General features: G+C 41.8%; 6 protein-coding genes and 2 tRNA genes. 6 read left to right on the top strand and 2 right to left on the bottom strand.

Translation table 11 applies throughout. From position 1 onward, the window contains the following. The 6 genes from IAG46_RS10965 (at nucleotide 1) to IAG46_RS10940 (ending at nucleotide 17,472) form a co-directional block, all read left to right on the top strand. On the top strand, nucleotides 1-2,070 hold the full coding sequence (locus IAG46_RS10965) for a PorP/SprF family type IX secretion system membrane protein (protein WP_190810396.1): 2,070 nt from the start codon (nucleotides 1-3) through the stop codon (nucleotides 2,068-2,070). 1 nt (nucleotide 2,071) lies between these two features. After that, entirely contained in the window at nucleotides 2,072-15,817 is a 13,746-nt protein-coding gene (locus tag IAG46_RS10960) for a T9SS type B sorting domain-containing protein (RefSeq protein ID WP_190810395.1), read from the top strand. Between the two features lie 19 nt (nucleotides 15,818-15,836). Then, nucleotides 15,837-16,787 carry a type IX secretion system membrane protein PorP/SprF gene (locus IAG46_RS10955; RefSeq protein ID WP_190810394.1) on the top strand — a complete coding sequence of 317 codons (951 nt, stop codon included), beginning with the start codon at nucleotides 15,837-15,839 and terminating at the stop codon, nucleotides 16,785-16,787. A 40-nt stretch (nucleotides 16,788-16,827) separates the two neighbouring features. Next, nucleotides 16,828-17,184 (top strand): dihydroneopterin aldolase, encoded by a 357-nt coding sequence (folB, locus tag IAG46_RS10950; protein WP_190810393.1) that lies wholly within the window; start codon nucleotides 16,828-16,830, stop codon nucleotides 17,182-17,184. 58 nt (nucleotides 17,185-17,242) lie between these two features. Further along, a tRNA-Cys gene (locus IAG46_RS10945) sits at nucleotides 17,243-17,317 on the top strand. Nucleotides 17,318-17,401: 84 nt separating this feature from the next. Further along, nucleotides 17,402-17,472: transfer RNA gene (locus IAG46_RS10940), tRNA-Cys, on the top strand. A 13-nt stretch (nucleotides 17,473-17,485) separates the two neighbouring features. On the opposite strand, the gene IAG46_RS10935 is transcribed toward IAG46_RS10940, so the two are convergent. Then, nucleotides 17,486-18,160, bottom strand: coding sequence for a LysE family translocator (locus tag IAG46_RS10935; RefSeq protein WP_190810392.1), 675 nt, complete (start codon nucleotides 18,158-18,160; stop codon nucleotides 17,486-17,488). A gap of 5 nt (nucleotides 18,161-18,165) precedes the next feature. Beyond that, the gene (locus IAG46_RS10930) at nucleotides 18,166-18,846 is read right to left on the bottom strand and encodes a head GIN domain-containing protein (protein ID WP_190810391.1); all 681 of its coding nucleotides are present in this window, start codon (nucleotides 18,844-18,846) and stop codon (nucleotides 18,166-18,168) included. Between the last annotated feature and the right edge of the window lie 10 nt (nucleotides 18,847-18,856).

Here is an 18,856-nt window from a genome sequence, read left to right as displayed (position 1 = left end):
ATGCAAACAAACAAACCTCAACTCTTACTACTGATTATCCTATTGCTTGCCTTTACCGGGGTAAAGGGCCAGGAAGAGAATCCTTTTGTGGCCTATAATGTACCATCACAAAACCTTTTGAAATTCAATAGGTTTTTGATAAACCCAACATTTTCCACGGTTAGAGAGGACAAGTCATATATTAATCTCTTTCATAGAAACCAATCAGTATCTTTTGACGATAACAACCAAGTCTATTTTCTAAGTTATAGTGGTAGAATAGGGGATCGCAGTGGAGTAGGTTTAAGTCTTTTTACAAACCGTGAAGGCCTTTTCAATAACTTTGGAGTGCATGCAAACTATGCTTATGGCGTACGATTAAGTCCAAAAAGTAATTTCACCTTTGGGGCCAATTTTTCATACTATCAAAGTGCCTTCAATCAAAATAGGGCAAATGCGGTTGATATAGATCCTTTTCTCAATACTTTGGAAAGTAGTTCGCTAGTAACTTTTCAACCAGGTTTCAATCTTTCCTTTGGGAATTTTGACATTGGAGGATTTGCCGAAAATCTATTCGATTATAATCTAAAAACAAGTGAATCCGTAACCGATTTTACGGAGAAAACATACTCTGGCCATTTACAATATACCCATCAGTTTAAAGATGGTGCGGGCCTTTTAGAGGAAGCTAGGTTAATGCCTTTGGCGCGTGTTCGAAAAACAGGCGAAGAAGACATCACTCTTGGGGGTAATCTAATTTTAGACCTTCCAAAACTTGGATGGTTACAGGCTGGTTATGATGATTTTTACGGTGCTTCAGCCGGATTAGGATTTAACCTTAACAAAAGCCTATCGATTGGGTATACCGTTGAAAAAGGATTGAGCAACAATTTTGAAAACTTTGGATTGAGCCATGAAGTTTCTTTGGCTTATTCTTTCACGCCAAACCTAACGGAAGATCGTGTGTTATTGGAAGACGACTATGAAGATTTGGTTCAATCCGACTCCATTCCCCAAGAAACGCTTACCCTTTCTGAAAAAGACCTTGAAATTCAACAACTGAAAGATAAGTTGGCCGAAAATGATGCCATCCTTGACGAACTTCTATTACGTCAAGATTCCATTGAGAGCACTCGCAAGCGTGACCTTGAAAGGCGTTTTGAGACCGTAATGAAAATGGTGCGTCGTGAAACAAGGGGCGAAATGCCACAGCTTGAAGAAAAAGCTAAAGAAATGTATTTCGCCAATGCGGATAGTGTAGATATTATCCCAAAGCGTCCATCCCAACCCTTGGCCAATCATGGGTTGTCCAACACTACGGCGGCTAAAAAAGTTATTCGTTTGGATAACAATAACAACGCGGTTACCAAAACTTCTTCTGTTAGACGAGATAAGACTACACGGAAACTTAAAAGAAATTCAAAGAGAAGGTTTAGATCATATGCCATTCCAAATGTTGAAAGTGGTCATTATCTAATTGCCAACGTATTTAAAAATCCAGGCAATGCAACCGCTTTTTTGGACAAATTGCAAGCTAAGGGCATTCAGGGTGGTTTCTTTATTAACCCAAAGAACGGACTCAACTACGTCTATTTAAAAGGCTATCAAAACAAAAAAGAGGCAATAAACGCTTATCACTCTAAACTTGATGGTTCATACAGTGGCGATGCTTGGGTCATGAATGTAAACGGAGTGGACTCGGGCTCGGGTAGTCCCCGATTAGTTGCCGTGAAAAACAAGACCAATTCCAAATATGATGACAATGTTCTTCATAAAAATGTTAATCCAAACAAAGGAAATCTATCACAGGTTTCTTATTCCACCTATAAAATAAACGGATTAGGTTCTGGCTTTTACATCATAGCCAATGTTTTTAAGAGCGCATCCAACGCACGACGGTTTGTAAAAGACCTAAATGCCAAAGGCTTGAATGCCAGCTATTTTATAAATCCAGAAAATAACTACAGGTATGTGTATTTGAAAAAACACCAAACCTGGAACAATGCACTAACCTCATACTATTCCAAACTTAATGCTTCGTATGACGACGAAATGTGGATCATGCGGGTAAAACCAAACTCCAATAGTTAAAATGACCAATCACTTTCTTAAAATACTCACATGCCTACTGGGCATTTGGTTTATCGGCTTAAAGGGGCAGGCCCAGGAAGTGCCATTTACGGCGAGGCTTTCAGACAACGGCAATACCTATATAAATATTAAGGGAGACTATACCTTCCTATCCAATAGTGTGATGAACAGCGTGTCCAACGGGCATGATGTAAATACACCCTATAACGGAAACGGTAGTAATAATAGCCTGCATGTAGAGTATGTAGATATAGATTCTGACCCTACAACATTTAACTCCAGTAGTTCAACACTATCATTGCCGGCTTGTTCCCAAATTTATTGGGCAGGACTGTATTGGGCAGGAAATTACGACGTAGAACGAGACGGAGATCATAGAAGTCGTTATGTAAGTGGTTATACCGATGATTCAAATCACTACGATGTAACCTCCATAAAATTTAGAGTGCCAGGAAGTGCAACTTATGTTGATATTCAAGCGGATACGGCAGCAGACCCTGTTGGCGATGAAGATGATATCATCGTTGACGGTTATAACATTCTACCCAATGACCCCTATGTTTGCTTTAAGAATGTAACCAACTTATTAACCCCATTGGCCGACCCAACAGGGGATTATTTTGTAGGTAATGTAAGAGGAACAAGAGGTGCCACAACGTATGGTGCCGCAGGATGGACATTGGTGGTCATCTATGAGAACCCAACTTTGACCGGAAAGTATATTTCGGTTTTTGATGGTTATGAAGGAATCACCACGCAATCAGGTAACAGTACCGCAGATATTACAGTATCTGGATTTAATACTATTCCTGTTGGTCCCGTTAATGCGAGACTTGGTGTAAGTACATTGGAAGGTGAGACTTCCTTGTCTGGAGATACCTTCGGCATCGTCTCCAATAGTAGCTCAACATTTACAGATATCTCAGATTCTGCCAACCCAAACAACAACTTTTTCAATTCAACAATCTCTGAAGATGGTGCAAACGTTACCACCAGAAATGTAAACAGTATCAATGCAATTGGTTTTGATTCTGACGTTTTTGATCTGAATAATCCAAGCAATAGTATAATTGATAACGGCGATACAAGTGCCACGCTCCGATTGGGAACAAGTGGGGATTGGTTTGCCTCCTTCCTTGTCACATTCGGTGTGGAAATAATTGAACCTGACATAGTTCTTGAAAAAAAAGTAGAAGATATTGGAGGTAACGATATCACAGGACAGGGTGTTAATCTTGGTCAAGTGCTTGACTACGTGCTCTCTTTTGTAAATACTGGTAACGATGATGCTGTAAATTATACTATTAGAGACGTATTACCCATAAACGTTACCTTGGATGAGACGGTCATGACTTTACCTCCTGGCGTTACATACACCTATACTCCAGCGACTCGTGAAGTGGTATTCAACATCCCAGATAATCTGGTCGAAGAGGGAGATCCCGTATCGGAAATCCGGATTCGAGTGGAAGTAGCACAAAACTGTTTCGATTTTATTGACGCTTGTACCGATATTATCCAAAACTTGGCGTATTCAACCTATGAAGGAAGCATTAATGCGAATCAAATTAGTGATGACCCCAGTGTTTCTGACTTCGATAATTGCGGTTTCACCACCCCAGGAGCAACCAACTTTCTGTTGGATGACCTTGATAGCTGTGACTTTTCTAGAACCGTGCAGCTCTGTGGGGATGATGTAGTATTAGATGCAGGTGACAATTTCGATTCCTATATCTGGTATTTGGATAATAATGGCAACTCAGTAATTGACGCAGGCGATACCGTTTTAAATGATGGCGACCCAGATACTGACCCAAGTACCTTATTGGTAACTGATACTGGGATTTATATTGTAGATAAAATTGTAGCTGATCCATGTAAAGGGTTCCAAGAAATAATAACCGTTGAGCTTTTCGGGATAACACAATCCAACCCGATTACGGCACTCATCAATGATACATCGAACACGGTAGAAGGAGAAATAGTTACCTGCCCTAACGATGGTAGTGAACTCCCTCAAATCTTTTTATGTGGCTTGAACGATACCGAGTTAGTTCAAATAAATATTCCAGATGCAACCAGCATTGTTTGGGAGCAATTGGATGAAACAAGTTGTACAGCTGCAACCCAAGATTGTGCCAACACCGATAATTCCTGTACTTGGAACACCGTAGGAACTGGAGGAGATTTTTTAGCTGCCGATGCTGGACAATATCGCGTTGTAATCAACTATTTGAATGGATGTTTTAGTCGTTTTTACTTCAACATCTTTAAGAATCCATTAGACCCACAATATACATCAAGAGACATTATTTGTACAAGTGATGGTAATATTACAGTTACCAATATGCCATTGGATTACGAGTACAGATTGATTGATCAGGGAACTGGAAATGTTTTAGTGGGATACAACTCAAATCCAAGTTTTGACATCACTACCAACGGTGCTTATACTGTTGAAATGAGGCAGCAAGGCGTAACCGACGGTTGTGTTTTTGTGCTGGATAACATTGGGGTTTTAACCCGAGATTTTCAAGTGGATGTCGTTCCTTCAGATACAGATTGTAATGGCTTGGGCGAGATAGCCATCTCTGTTCTGAACGTAGAGCCACAATATTATTATGAAATATCACAAGGTGGCACAACAGTAGACACCTTCGGTCCTTCGATAGATAACAACTACACCTTCCAGAACCTAAATGACGGAGTTTATGATGTTGATGTTTCAACCGATGATGGCTGCGTATACACAGAGCAGGTAACCATAAATGATCTGACTGACCTAGACCTTAATGCTCGGGTCTCCCAACACATCACCTGTAGAGAGGGTAATATTCAAATGGAATCAACCGGAGGACAAACTCCGCACACCTATGCCATTTGGTCATTTGTTGATGATGGAGGAACAACCGTTACTTCCTACCCAACAGTTAACGATATTCCTGCTAGCGAATACCAAACTAGTGTGATATTTGACATTCTGGACCCCGGGGATTATACCTTTGTGGTTGTCGACAGAAACAACTGCCACGCCTTTTCGAATACCGTTACCATCTTTTTTGAGCCATCTGTAGATTATACTACGGCTGCAACCGATGAAACTTGTTTTGGTGTTGAAGATGGAACCATTTCCTTTAACTTAATAAGCACCAATGGTTATCAGGTTGAGTTTTTTCTTATAGACGACTCAACTGGGTTAGAAATTGCTTCCAATACTTCAGGTTTGTTTACTAACCTTCCTCAAGGAAGCTATACGGTGCGTCTAAACCAAAGAAAAGGAAGTGCCTCTTGTGACTTCTTTGAAAATTATACCATTAGCGGGCCCACTAGCGGAGTATCCGGTGATGCTGTTCTAATTCAAGACTACACCTGTTTGCAAAATGGTATTATTGAAGCCCAAAATGTGGCTGGCGGTACCGCCCCTTACGAATATAGTATTGACGGTGTTAATTTCTTCAATGGAGTTGGTGCTGAGACATTCTCAAATCTCACCAACGGAACATACAATATCACCATAAGAGATGCTAACAACTGTACTTTTGTTACCAACGGAATAACCTTTGATCCGTTAAATCCACCTTCGGACTTAACCTTTGCTGCTACAACCCCAAACTGTCCTGCTTTGACATCTGATGTAACTGCAACAGTAGTAGACGGAAACACTCCTTTTGTCTTTGAAATAATTGCTCCTGCGCCAATTACGGCAACCTCAACCACAGGAGGTTCAGCTGATTTTGATGGACTGGCTCCAGGGACCTATACTTTTAGAGTGACTGATGATAAGGGCTGTACGTATGATGAATCTTTCACCATAAATCCAGTTTCTCAAATCAATGTTTCTGGACAATTGATAAGCAATATTTCTTGTTTGGGCGCTACTGACGGTGAAATTTCATTCGCAGTTGCAGACTTCAATACAGACTACGATTACGCGGTAACTGGACCAGCTAATTTTAATGGCAGCAACCAAACAGGAGCTACCATCCCATTAGCCGGATTGGCAGATGGAACCTACACCATTGTGGTAACTGATAATTTAACCAATTGTACTGCCACAGCCGATGTTACTGTAAATGCTCCCGCCGCCGCCTTGACCTTAAATGCCGCAGAAACGCAGCCAACCTGTATTTCTGATGGAAGCGTAATCCTTACTTCGACAGGAGGATGGGGAGGTAACTCATTCACCTTGACCAATCCAGATGCCACAACTTTTGGAACAAATAGCACCGGAGCCTTCACCGGATTAATACAAACCGGAACCTATAACGCTTCCGTAACAGACGCTAATGGTTGTGTGCTCAATACTGCCTTTACACTGAATGCAGCAATTCCGCCTGTATTGGCCATTGTGCCAAACGATACGTGTTACGATGATGCCGTTGGCTTAACGCTGACCGCAAACATAACTTCTGGTGGAGATGGAAACTTTGAATACAGTCTTAACGGAGGAGCTTTCGGAACAAATAACGTATTCGCTGGCCTAACTTCAGGATCATATACTATTGATGTTAGAGATGGGAACAGCTGTACAGATACTGCTTCCATAACTATAAACCCAGAACTATCTGTAATTGCATCCGCACCAAATATTACTGCATGTGCAACAGATACCGATGTAAATATTACTGCGGCAGGAGGCGATGGAAGTTATATATATGCAATCGTTGCTGATGGAGTAGCTCCGGTTCCTGGTGATTTTGCAGTAACCAACCCTGTTACCATTACTGGCGCAGGCGACTATGATGTTTATGTAAGGGACAATAGCGGAAATGCCGGTTATTGCGAAGCAAATTATGATCTTAACATTGTTCAAGATGCTCCTTTGGCTATAACTTCAGGCTTTACGCCTGTCAGTTGCTTTGGCGGTTCTGATGGAACCATAACACTAAGTGCATCAGGAGGTGAAGCCCCTTATCTGTTCAGTATAGATAATGGAACAAATTATCAAGTCTCTGGAAGTTTTGTAAACCTTCCAGCCGGGACATACAATATAAGAGTTCAAGATGCTAACAACTGTGAGGAGACAGATACCGTAACAGTTACACAGCCAAATCAATTGGCTGCAGAAGCACAACAAACTCAAGATTACACTTGTCTTCAGCTAGGTCAAATTACAGTAGGTGGTGTTACACCAACCTCAGGTGGGTCCGGTGACTATCAATATAGCATTAATGGTGGTCCATGGACCGCCTCAACAACAGGCGGAACAACATTTATTGATTTGACCGATGGAACCTATTCTATTCAAGTTCGTGATGCCAATGAAATTGGATGTACTTTAACCTTGCCCGATGTTATTATCGCACCACTTCCCACAGAGCCAACATTGAGTACTTCAGTTGCATACAATTGTGATGGTACAGGAAATATAACAGTACTTCCCAATGATCCTACCTACACCTATAGTTTGAATGGTGGCGCGGCACAGGCTAGCAACATATTCAATAATGTGGCTGTTGGAACACATACAATTGAGGTAGACTATGGCAGTGATTGTGTTACGCAAACTACAGTAACCGTAACATCAGGAAACGCCTTTGGTTCTTCTATTACATCCTTCTCCGATATTTCATGTAATGCCGGTACCGATGGGTCCATAACATTTGAAGTAGACAATTTTGATGCCATCAATGGTTTTGAATACCAAGTGAATGGCGGTGGCTTTTCTGCACCTCAAACAGCAAGCCCAGTTACACTTCCGGGTCTAGCAGCAGGAAATTATACCATCGAAGTTCGTGATGTCTTGGATAATACTTGTTCGGTTACGCTGAATCAAACCTTATCAGAGCCTAATGCTTTGGTTGCCTCCGCGTCCATTACCTCAGTAATGACCTGTACCAATGGAGGTGCCACAATAACATCCTCTGCAACCGACGGAACACCCGCTTATGAATATCAGTTGGAAGATGGAGTTGGAGGAATTATTGCTGGTTTTGATTATGCTACCAACGGGAACAATACCATTTTCTCAGGACTAGCTGCTGGTGATTACATTGTTCGTGTGAGAGATTCCAATCTTTGCGAAGACCCAATTGACACGGCATTGACAATTGTTTCGCCAACGCCAATAACTTTTACCTCAACGCCTACTGCTTGTTACAGTGGTAATAATGACGGCGCCATTGCTGTTAATGTAACCGCTGGTAACGGAGATTATCAATTTAGTTTGGACGGCGGACCTTGGATTACACCGTCTCCTGCAACCGCAACCACACATACATTTTCAGGGTTGACAGCGGGAAATTATACCATCAATGTAAGGGATGGCTTTGGTTGTGCTGGAACACTTCAAAATTTAACCATTACCGATGCTTTGGTGGCAACGGTTGATGTTGTAGATATCAGCACTTGTGCTGATGGTACTATTACCGTAACTGCCTCTGGTGGAGTTCCAAACTTGGAATATGCTTTTGTACCCACAACAACAAGTCCAACAGGGTTGTTCTCAACCACAAATACATTCGCAGTTACTGCAGGTAACGATGGTGATTATGACGTTTATGTCAGGGACAATTCAGCAACAGCACCATTTTGCGAATATGTTGAAACCGTAACGGTAAATCCTGCAACTCCGTTAACGGTTACCAATACCCCAACCGACCCATTATGTCATGACGGAACTGGTTCCATTTTGGTAGACATCACTTCTGGAATAACTCCATATACTATTCAAATTGTCGATTTAGATAATGGTGGTGCCAGCAATCAAACTGATACAAATGTTCTTGTAACAAATAGAACATACTATAATCTAATGCCTGGTGATTATACTATCAATGTAACCGATGCTACCGGGTGTACGGTTTCAGAAACACCAATAAACATTGCAAATCCAGATGAGCTAACAGCCACAATACTAGGAGTAACTCCAGCTACTTGTACTGGAAATCCAAATGATTTTGGCTTTGAGTTTACGGCTTATCCAGGAACCTTGGGAACCATTGAGTTTAGTGCAGATGGTGGTACCACATGGCCGGGAGACAACAGTGTTCCAGGAACCACAGATCGATTTACCGGATATGCTTCTGGCAACATTGTAAATCCGTCTATGAGAACTGTTGACGGCCTTGGAAATACAGTTTGTCAAACAGATTTACCTCCTTTTATCATTCCTTATCCATTGGATGATTTGGATATTACCATCCTCCCAATTGTTGTTAATTGTAATGAACTTCAAGTAACGGTAAGGGGACAAAACGGTACCGCGCCTTACGAATATTCCTATTCAGATGATCCAGCTAACTTTAACCCCGCCACGGCTACATGGACAGCTCCACTAGCATTAGGTGTTACACATACTTTTGTTGGATTGGTTCCAGGTAGAACCTACACTTTCTATGTTAGGGACTTTGCCGGCTGTGTTAGGGAAAGTAGTGTTAATGTAAACGACATCATTGCGGTTCCTTTGGAAATTACTTCTGCTATTACTCCTTCTTGTGACGGAGCTAGCAACGGAAGTATAACTTATACCGTAACAGATAACCAAGCCCCATTTGGAACTGAATTCAGGTGGGAAGTTTTTGACATGTCTACCGGTCTTCCTGTTTCAGTTGCAAACAGTGGTGGAAATGTACCTTACACCTCACCTCAAAATGTGACAGTTAATAGCCTTGCTGCAGGAAACTATTTCATTGAAGTAGTTGAGGTAGATGGTGGGGTCGATAGCTGTGTTGGAGCAACAGAAAACGAATTATTGGATGAGCTTGATCCTTTAACCGGTACTCCAGTAGCATTGCAAAATATCAGCTGTGATACCCCTGGTTTAATTCAAGTACAGAGTCCATTTGGCGGAGGTGGAACGTATACATACACCGTTACCGGTCCTGTTCCATTTGTAACTATCACTTCTACATCAGATAACCCAATTGAGATTCCTGCAAACTCACCTGCTGGCAACTATCATGTAACCATGGAAGACCAATACGGTTGTTCGTCTCCGCTTGGTAACGTAGCCTTGACATTAACTCCAAATCCAACAATCGACGCAATAGCCGTAGACAATTGTTCTGATCCATCTACAGTAACTGTTACAGCTTCGAGCGGTGCAGCACAAATATTCTACTCGTTAGATGGGGGAACGACATATTTAGATAATGGAGGTGTTTTCAACAACATATCCGCTGGTACTTACAACGTAGCCATTTTGGATAGCAATGGTTGTTCAGATACTAGCACGATTACAGTTCATCCTATTTTACAGGCAACCGCAACATTGACCAAACTATTGGATTGTTCAGTGAGTCCAGATGCAGAAATCACCATAGATATTCTAGCTGGTTCAGGAGACAATCTTGGTTTTGCTGGAAGCTATGACTATGAAATTGCTGACGGAACCGGAACGGTTGTGGCCAGAACTGTGTTGCCAAGTGACCCATTTGTATTCAGCACAACCACACCTGAAGATTACACAATCACGGTTTATGACAACAATACCGCTGGCCCAGAGTGTTCTAGAGTATTCAACATTACGGTAGACCCTGCGCTTATACCGGCCTTTAGCGTAACATCAAATACCGATGTCACTTGTAACGGAGATAACGATGGAACTATTGATGTAAGTGCCACGGATAACGGTATTGGCCCATATACTTTCGAAATCATCTCTGGCCCTGGAAGTTCCGCTATATTCCCTATTGCCCCATCTTCAAATAATGCTACAACGGCATTATTTACGGGACTTGAAGGTACGGCTGCTGGAATCACATATACCATTGAGGTAACCGCTGCAAACGGCTGTACATCAACACAAACGCAGACCATTACACAGCCAGATATCTTAGCCAATGTAAATACAAGTGTTGTAGAGTTTGGTTGTGTCGTAGGAAACAACATGGACAATGCATCCATAACAGTAGATACAGCTTCAATAACAGGAGGAAGTGGCGTGTATACGACATACGAATTCATCAATGACCAAGGCACCGTGCCAACTGGGGATGATATTGTGGTTCAGTCTGGACCGAACAATGTGTACATTGAAACGAATACCGCTGGAGGAAGCTACATTATCAATGTTTATGACAGCAACGGATGTGTAGGTACAACTACTGACACTATTGCTCCCTTTGACGAACTGTTATCAATAAGTACTGCCATAGATGCTGTAGCCACCTGTGTTTCCGGTGAGGATATTACCATTACCGCAACAGGTTCCATAACAAATTCTACGATAACTCCAGCCAATTACGAGTTCCGATTATTGCCTGCAGGTGTTTTCCAAGTTTCTGGAAGCTTTACAGGTCTAGCTGTTGGAGCACATAATTTTGAAATAAGAAATACCGTAACAGGATGTATCATAACAGCCTCCCATGTGGTTGCTGACCCTGAAGTGCTCGATTTGACCATAGTGAGCACCACCAATATAATATGTTTTGGTGACACCAACGGAGCTGTGGTTCTTGACTTGGTTGATGCTGGAAGCATCTCTTATCCAAGCGCGATAACCTATACCCTATATTATGATGTAAACAATACTCCAGGAAATTTAGCAGATGATACAACCACCGCAGGTGGAGATCCTGACGGAAGCTTTGCCATTTCTGGCCTTGCAGCTGGGAACTATTATATAGAAGTAGAGGACACAAACCCTCCAGGTTCTGCCTGTACTTATTCCGAAGCATTCACCATTGCCGGACCTAGTGTCGGAATATCCGCAAATACCCAGGTAACAGCTGTTACATGTGCGCTCAATGACGGAATTATTGAAGTCATCAACGCTGCTGGTGGATGGGGTGGATATACCTTCTTCGTAGACCTTGTCGCTAACCCTGCACCGACATTCCCAGGAAGCTATCAAGCCTCTCCGCAATTCTCTGGTCTTGCTGGTGGAGCGGGAGCGGGTACGGACTATCAAGTTTGGGTAGCCGACACCAACGGATGTGAATTCCAATTGCCCGATGTTAACTTAGTCGATCCAACTCCGATAACCGCCACGTTACAGATTAATCAAGAAAATTGTACGGCGCTTCAAGGAGAAATTGAAGTGGTTGGAACTACGGGTGGTCAAAATTCAAATTATACATATCAACTAATCCGTGGAGGAAGCAATGTTGGCTCCCCACAAACAAATCCTGTTTTCTCAGGATTGGGAGCTGGATCTTATGAAGTATTGATCGCTGATCAATGGTCTTGTACTACTACAGTAGGGCCTGTTGTTTTACTTGATGAAATGGTGGCCACGGCTACCGTGGTAAAACCCATAGACTGTACTGTTGACCCTGGAGGTCATATAACCATCACGGTTAATGGTGGCTCGGCCAATCTAACGTATGACGTTCTTTTCCCAGATGCGGTCACCGCAGCAAATAATACAACCGGTGTGTTTACAGGATTAACACAACCAGGAACCTATACATTCACCGTTACCGACGGAGATACAGTTACACCGTGTATCGTTGTGGTAACTCAAGATTTGGATGACAAAGTAGATCCGGTAATTACAAATGTTATTGCTGACCCAGTAAATTGTTTCGGGGGCGCAGACGGAAGCCTTTCTGTGGAGTTGGATGCTGTAACAGCAGTAAATCCTGTTTACACCTATGAGCTTTACGAAATTTCAAATTTGGCCGTTCCTTATAGACCTGCACAAACAAGTCCTATTTTTGATAACCTTCCTGCCGGAGATTATAGAGCAAGGGTTATTTCGTCAAGGTCTTGTGACAATTTCTTTGATCAAACGGTAACTGAGCCTGTAGCTTTGACGGTTTCTGCAAGCGCGACTCCTTTTGTTTGTAATCCGAACAACACGGTTAACACCTCAACTATAACAGTAACGGCTACGGACGGAACAGGCCCATATTTATATAGTATTGACAACATCAACTTCCAGACATCGAATACGTTCGCTATTCCAGACACTGGGGTTGCTCAAAACATTACGGTTTATGTTACTGATAGTAATTCATGCGCAGAAACGGATGCCGTAGTAATTCAACCTATAAATACTTTTACAGCCGCTGTAACCCAAAACACTGCTATTACATGTGCCAATCCGGAGGAAGTATTGATAACGGTTACCGATAATGGAAACCCTGGTAACACATATACTTTTGAGTTATTGCCGATAGGAAATCCGAATGGAAGTATTACAGGTACTCCAACCAACGTAACCGCAACTGCCGATTTAACTGCTCCTGGCAGTTATACCTTCAGAATAACAGACAATACAACGGGTTGCTATGTTGATACTGCACCATATGATATCGCTCCTTACGATGTAATTGACGTTGTGGCTACACCGACGGCACCTGCAATTTGTTTTGGAGATGCAAATGGTGCTCTAGAAATCAACATTACTGGCTATGCCGGAACATATGATTATCAAGTTTTTGATAGTTCCAACAATCCAGTAGGTCCTTTAGTGAATACTGATACAAGTGTAAATCCACGTCCAATTGTCGGACTTTCTGGTGGAAACTATTATGTGCGTGTAACGCAAACCGCAAATCCATTGTGTGTAGAAGATTCTAACATCATCACCATTGCGTCTCCAGACATGGCGTTAACAGCAACCCCTGTTGAAGTGGCCAATGTGAGCTGTACCAACAATCTGGGAGAAATAGAAGTTTCTCCAACCGGAGGATTTGCCCCTTATGATATTCAATTGACCAATACAACAACAGGTCAAATATATAATACCAACAATGTAGTGAGCTTTGTGTTCCAAGGTCTTTCTGCTGGTACTTTTGACGTTCAAATCACAGATGATGCAGGTTGTACGATCAATGAGCCTATCGTTCTTGTTCAGCCATTGCCAATAACCGCCGGTATTTCTGCTACTCCAACCTCATTAGTATGTTACGGAGACACAAACGCAACGGTATCTGCAATCAATGTGCTTAATGGCCAAGGAGTTTATCAGTACCAATTAAATGTTTATGATTCCGCTGGAGCTGTGATTACTTTTACTTCCGGAGCCCAAACTAGTCCAGATTTCAACAATCTTGGTGCAGGAATCTATAGCATAACAGTTTCCGATGGTTGGGGTTGTGATGTTGAAACAACGCAGGTAACGATTTCAGAGCCGGTAGAAGTACAGGCCAACCTTATTCAATTAACGCAGTTGACCTGTACCGCAAACGCTCAAATAGAGCTTTCTGCAACAGGAGGTACAGGACCATATGAATATAGTACGGATGGTGTAGCCTATGCACCAATGTCAGGAGGTAACACACATGTTTTTGCTGTTCCTGCAGGTCCTTACCAATACTATGTAAGAGATGCTTTTGGTTGCGATGCTTTAATCTCCAACCAAGTAACCGTAGATCCAATTGTTCCTTTGGACGTCATTATAGATGATAGTGCTGCTATTATCAACTGTACAGGGGAAGCCTCCGCAACTATTTACGCCGAAGCAATTGGTGGATTAGGAAATTATACCTACGAACTATTTACAGACCCTGGTTTGACCACATCTGTGGCTGGCCCACAAAACGATGGAGAGTTCAATGGGTTGATTGCTGGCTCATATTATGTGCAGGTAATCAGCATGGATTGTCAAGTAGTGAGTTCGGCCATAGATATTATAGATCCTGTTCCGCTACAAATTGATAGACAAGAGTCTACTGATGTCACATGTGCAGGACTTGATGATGGAACTATCGCTGTTGAGGTTTCAGGTGGAACCGGAGAAATCCTATATGCAATTACGCCAAACCTTAACCAATTTGATACCGTTAACACATTCACAGGACTTGCTCCAGGAATTTATGACGTAATCGCTCAGGATAGAAATGGATGTTTTGAAACGTTCCAGTTTGATATTCAGCAACCGGCGCCTATTCAAGCACAGGCTATTAACATCTTACATGAAGTTTGTTTTGGAAGTGCCGATGGCTCTTTTGAATTAGACATTACAGGCGGTACAGCACCTTATTCTTCAGCCTTGAACTCCAATGCAGATACCGATTTTGTTCAGGGTCAGATATTGTTCCAAAATTTACCCGCTGGTACACATGTAGCCTTCATTCGAGATGACCAAGGTTGTGAAACCAATGTTATTGTCGAAATAAATCCTGGTGTTAATCTAACAGCTACGGTAACCCCAGTCTACGAATGTGACGGCGACCTTCCAACCAATCGATTGGATATTGTGTTCGAAGATCAGACCGTTGTTCCCGATGTGCTCTATGGTTTGGACACCACAGATCCAGCATTAATGCAGTTAACGTCTGATTTTACCAACATTGCGCCCGGAGATCACAGTTTGACTATTTTGCACTCTAACGGTTGTGCCAATACCATAGATTTCAACATTATTGGATTCGAACCATTGACCCTGGTACTCGAAAACAGCAACATCAATGAAATAACTGCTAACATAACTGGAGGGTTGGAAGACTATACCATCTTCTTTGGGGATGACAACAACGGAACCGACAACACCTATATCATTAATAGAACCGATACGTATGTGGTTAGGGTGATTGACCAAAACGGTTGTGAAGTGACCGCTGAAATATTCATGGAATTCATCGATATTGAAATTCCGCCTTTCTTCACACCCGACGGTGATGGATTGAATGACACCTGGTTGCCAGACAACCTTGAGGCCTTCCCGAATGCACTAATGATCATTTTTGATCGTTATGGTAGAGAGCTCTATCGCATGGGGTATGGTGATGCCGGTTGGGATGGAATTTACAACAACAGTGAGCTGCCTACCGGAGATTATTGGTACGTCATTAAGCTGCGTGGTGAAAATGATGACCGAGAAATGGTAGGCCATTTTACCCTATATCGACAATGATACTTAACCTATTGAACCAATGTTGAAAAAAAGTTGTTCCATAATATTTATGATACTGTTGGCCCTTGGAGCTAGAGCTCAAGAGTTGACCATACCGCAGCTGTCCCAATATATTGCGGATAATCCTTTTTTGATGTCCCCTACCTATGCCGGTATTGGAGATCACATAAAAGTCCGATTGAACGGGTTAACACAATGGGTGGGAATAGAAGATGCTCCGGATACCCAAACCTTGGCCGCCGATGCCCGAATAGGGAATAGATCCGGATTGGGAATGCTCATGTACAACGATAGCAACGGAGAAACAAAACAAAGGGGGGCGAGGGTTTCTTTTGCTCACCACCTTACTCTAAATCGATACGATGATGTTTTTCTTTCTTTCGGTATTTCGTACAATTTCAATCAATTTAGGATTGACGTAGAAAATTTCACTGATTTTAATGGTCAGTTGCCCACTGACGATAAGGCAACTACCAATCATAATTTTGATCTTGGGGTTTTATATCGACTTGATAAGTTCTATCTAAGTCTTAATGCTTCCAATATTTTGCCAAAGAACCTCGAACAGTTCAACCCTGTTTTTGAACCAAATACGTTAAGAAACTATTATGCATATGCAGGATATAGCATCTCAAAAAGCAAGAACAGCAAGCTGGAAATAGAACCTTCGGTTTTCTTTCAATGGTTTGAAAGCGATGGCCGTTCTGTTACCGATTTGAATGCAAAGTTCCGTTTCCATGATTTTGAAGATTACTATTACATTGGTGCCACCTATCGTTTCTTGAACGACCAGCTGGGTAAACCACTTTATATTGCACCCATTGCCGGGTTAAAGAAAAGTAACTTCTATTTTGGATACTCATACCAGGTGATCACCAACGAAATTTTGGGATATAGCACCGGTACCCACGTATTAACAGTGGGTATGGACCTTTTTCAAGGTATTAGCAATTGTAGGTGCATGTATTAATTTGGTTTGGTCTATTTTTGTCCCGCTTAATTTTTGATTTGTGGGTAGGATTAGGATAAACAATATTAGGGTACACTCCAACCATGGTTGTCTAAAGGAAGAAATGCTCATCGGCAGTGATTATCGTGTAGATCTTGATGTGTTTGCCGACCTCTCACAGCCCTCCCAATCCGATAAACTTCAGGAAACCGTTGACTATGTCCATTTAAACAAGATTGTTCGTGAAGAAATGGCCGTTCGTTCAAATCTCTTGGAACATGTTGCCAAACGCATTATCGATCGTATATTTTCAGAACTTGATATGGTAAACAAGGCACAGGTTGAGGTTGCAAAAATAAATCCTCCGATGGGTGGTGATGTTGAAAGTGTTTCGGTGAAACTCGAATATTCTCGATAAACGGCTCTGTGACAAAACACTAAACCGTAACATTTTCTTTAATTTTGTTTCACAGTACGGCATTGTGGTCGAATTGGATAGACAAAATCTCGCAAAGGTTTTTATGGTGGTTCGAGTCCACCCGATGCCTCCAAGTTTGTTCCCCTTAAAATACCCTTACATTTAAAGCCTTTTCGGGCTTTATCTTTCGTAAAATATTTTTAGCTTTGCCAACTCTGGCATCGTGGCCGAGTGGCTAGGCACAGCTCTGCAAAAGCTTGTACAGCGGTTCGAATCCGCTCGATGCCTCTAAAACCCAACTTTAGGTTGGGTTTTTTTGTTCGCTTATACGCTCTATTCCTTCTTTAATGTTGAATTTTTCTTTCGGTAAGAAACCTTTGATAATCAGTACAATTCCACATGCAATCAGCACAATTCCCAAGGCTTTTTTAATCAACACTATTCTTTCTTGAGTCAAATATCTTTTTAATTGCTTGGCCAACAGTATCTTGAACAGGTCAGTGACAAAATATACTATTATTACCGAGCCGAAGAAAAGCCATATTCTGTTCGGATCATTATCCAAACTCGGGCCCACTATTACTATAAGTCCCAACCAAAAAGCAAGTACCCCAATGTTGATGAAGTTAAGCAAAAACCCTTTGACCATTAAGCCAAAATAAGTCCCTTTTGATGCTTTTACATTGGCCTTTTTTGATGCCTTTTTTACAAAGATCACAATTCCATAAACTAGAAGAATCATACCTCCGAAAACAAACAGTCCGGGTTGATTACTAAGGTTTTCCAATAATTGAAAACTACTGAAGTATGCAATCAACAGAAAAACAATATCTGCTATAATTACCCCTACATTAAAGCTGACTCCGGCACGAAAACCTTTGGTTGCACTGGTTTCTAATAAAACAAAGAAAACCGGACCTATCATAAAACTCAATAGAAACCCTAAAGGTGCCGCTGCCTGAATGTCTTCTAACATATTGCTTACTCCACTCGTTTGATTTTACCTCCGAAAACCTTTTTTTCATCCATTTTTTCAGGATTCCCATATACCAAAACTTCCCCACCTGCCTTTACATTGGCTTTTACGTAATTGGTAGCATAGATTTGGGCATTTCCTCCAGCGTTTACGGTAATTGTGGTAAATTTTGTTTTGAAGGTCTTGCCATTGTACACACCGCCGGTATTTATTATCACGTCTTGAGTGTCGGAAAATCCACTAATTTCAATTTCTCCTCCGGTGACCGTTTTCACCAAAAGTTGTTCGGTTTGACATTGTAAAACTAGTTCTCCACCTTCCTGCGCCCTAACATCGAGAATTTCTTGCACAAAAGTTTCTTCGGATGCAATGCGTGCATCTTCATTCACATCGATCACATTGAGCTCCTCCGTAAAATGCAAATCAATAAAGGTGCGGTATCCGCTGAATATCTTATCGATTTCCATGCGAAGCTTTAATACGCCATTATTATTTACAATGGCCACTTTTTTGGTGTTGACTCCTGTAATGACCGCCTTGTTGGTGTCTGATTTGATCAGGTTAATGGAAATACCATCGAACCCTTTTACTTCGGTAAATTTTCCAAGTTCGTGGGTGATTTTTTCACTTTGTGCACTTAGCATCTGAAAGCAAAGAAATACCAAAAAAATCTGTGTTGTTTTCATTGGTTATAAA

Source organism: Flagellimonas sp. S3867 (genome assembly GCF_014698935.1).
Lineage (GTDB): Bacteria > Bacteroidota > Bacteroidia > Flavobacteriales > Flavobacteriaceae > Flagellimonas.
The sequence above is the reverse complement of the archived record's forward strand: the minus strand, read 5'-3'. Positions and strand labels throughout refer to the sequence as shown.

What these genes read in the sequence shown, in the direction of transcription:
- IAG46_RS10965 (WP_190810396.1), top strand. Translation starts at nt 1, where the DNA reads ATGCAAACAAACAAACCTCAACTCTTACTACTGATTATCCTATTGCTT.
- IAG46_RS10960 (WP_190810395.1), top strand. Translation starts at nt 2,072, where the DNA reads ATGACCAATCACTTTCTTAAAATACTCACATGCCTACTGGGCATTTGG.
- IAG46_RS10955 (WP_190810394.1), top strand. Translation starts at nt 15,837, where the DNA reads ATGTTGAAAAAAAGTTGTTCCATAATATTTATGATACTGTTGGCCCTT.
- IAG46_RS10935 (WP_190810392.1), bottom strand. Translation starts at nt 18,160, where the DNA reads ATGTTAGAAGACATTCAGGCAGCGGCACCTTTAGGGTTTCTATTGAGT.
- IAG46_RS10930 (WP_190810391.1), bottom strand. Translation starts at nt 18,846, where the DNA reads ATGAAAACAACACAGATTTTTTTGGTATTTCTTTGCTTTCAGATGCTA.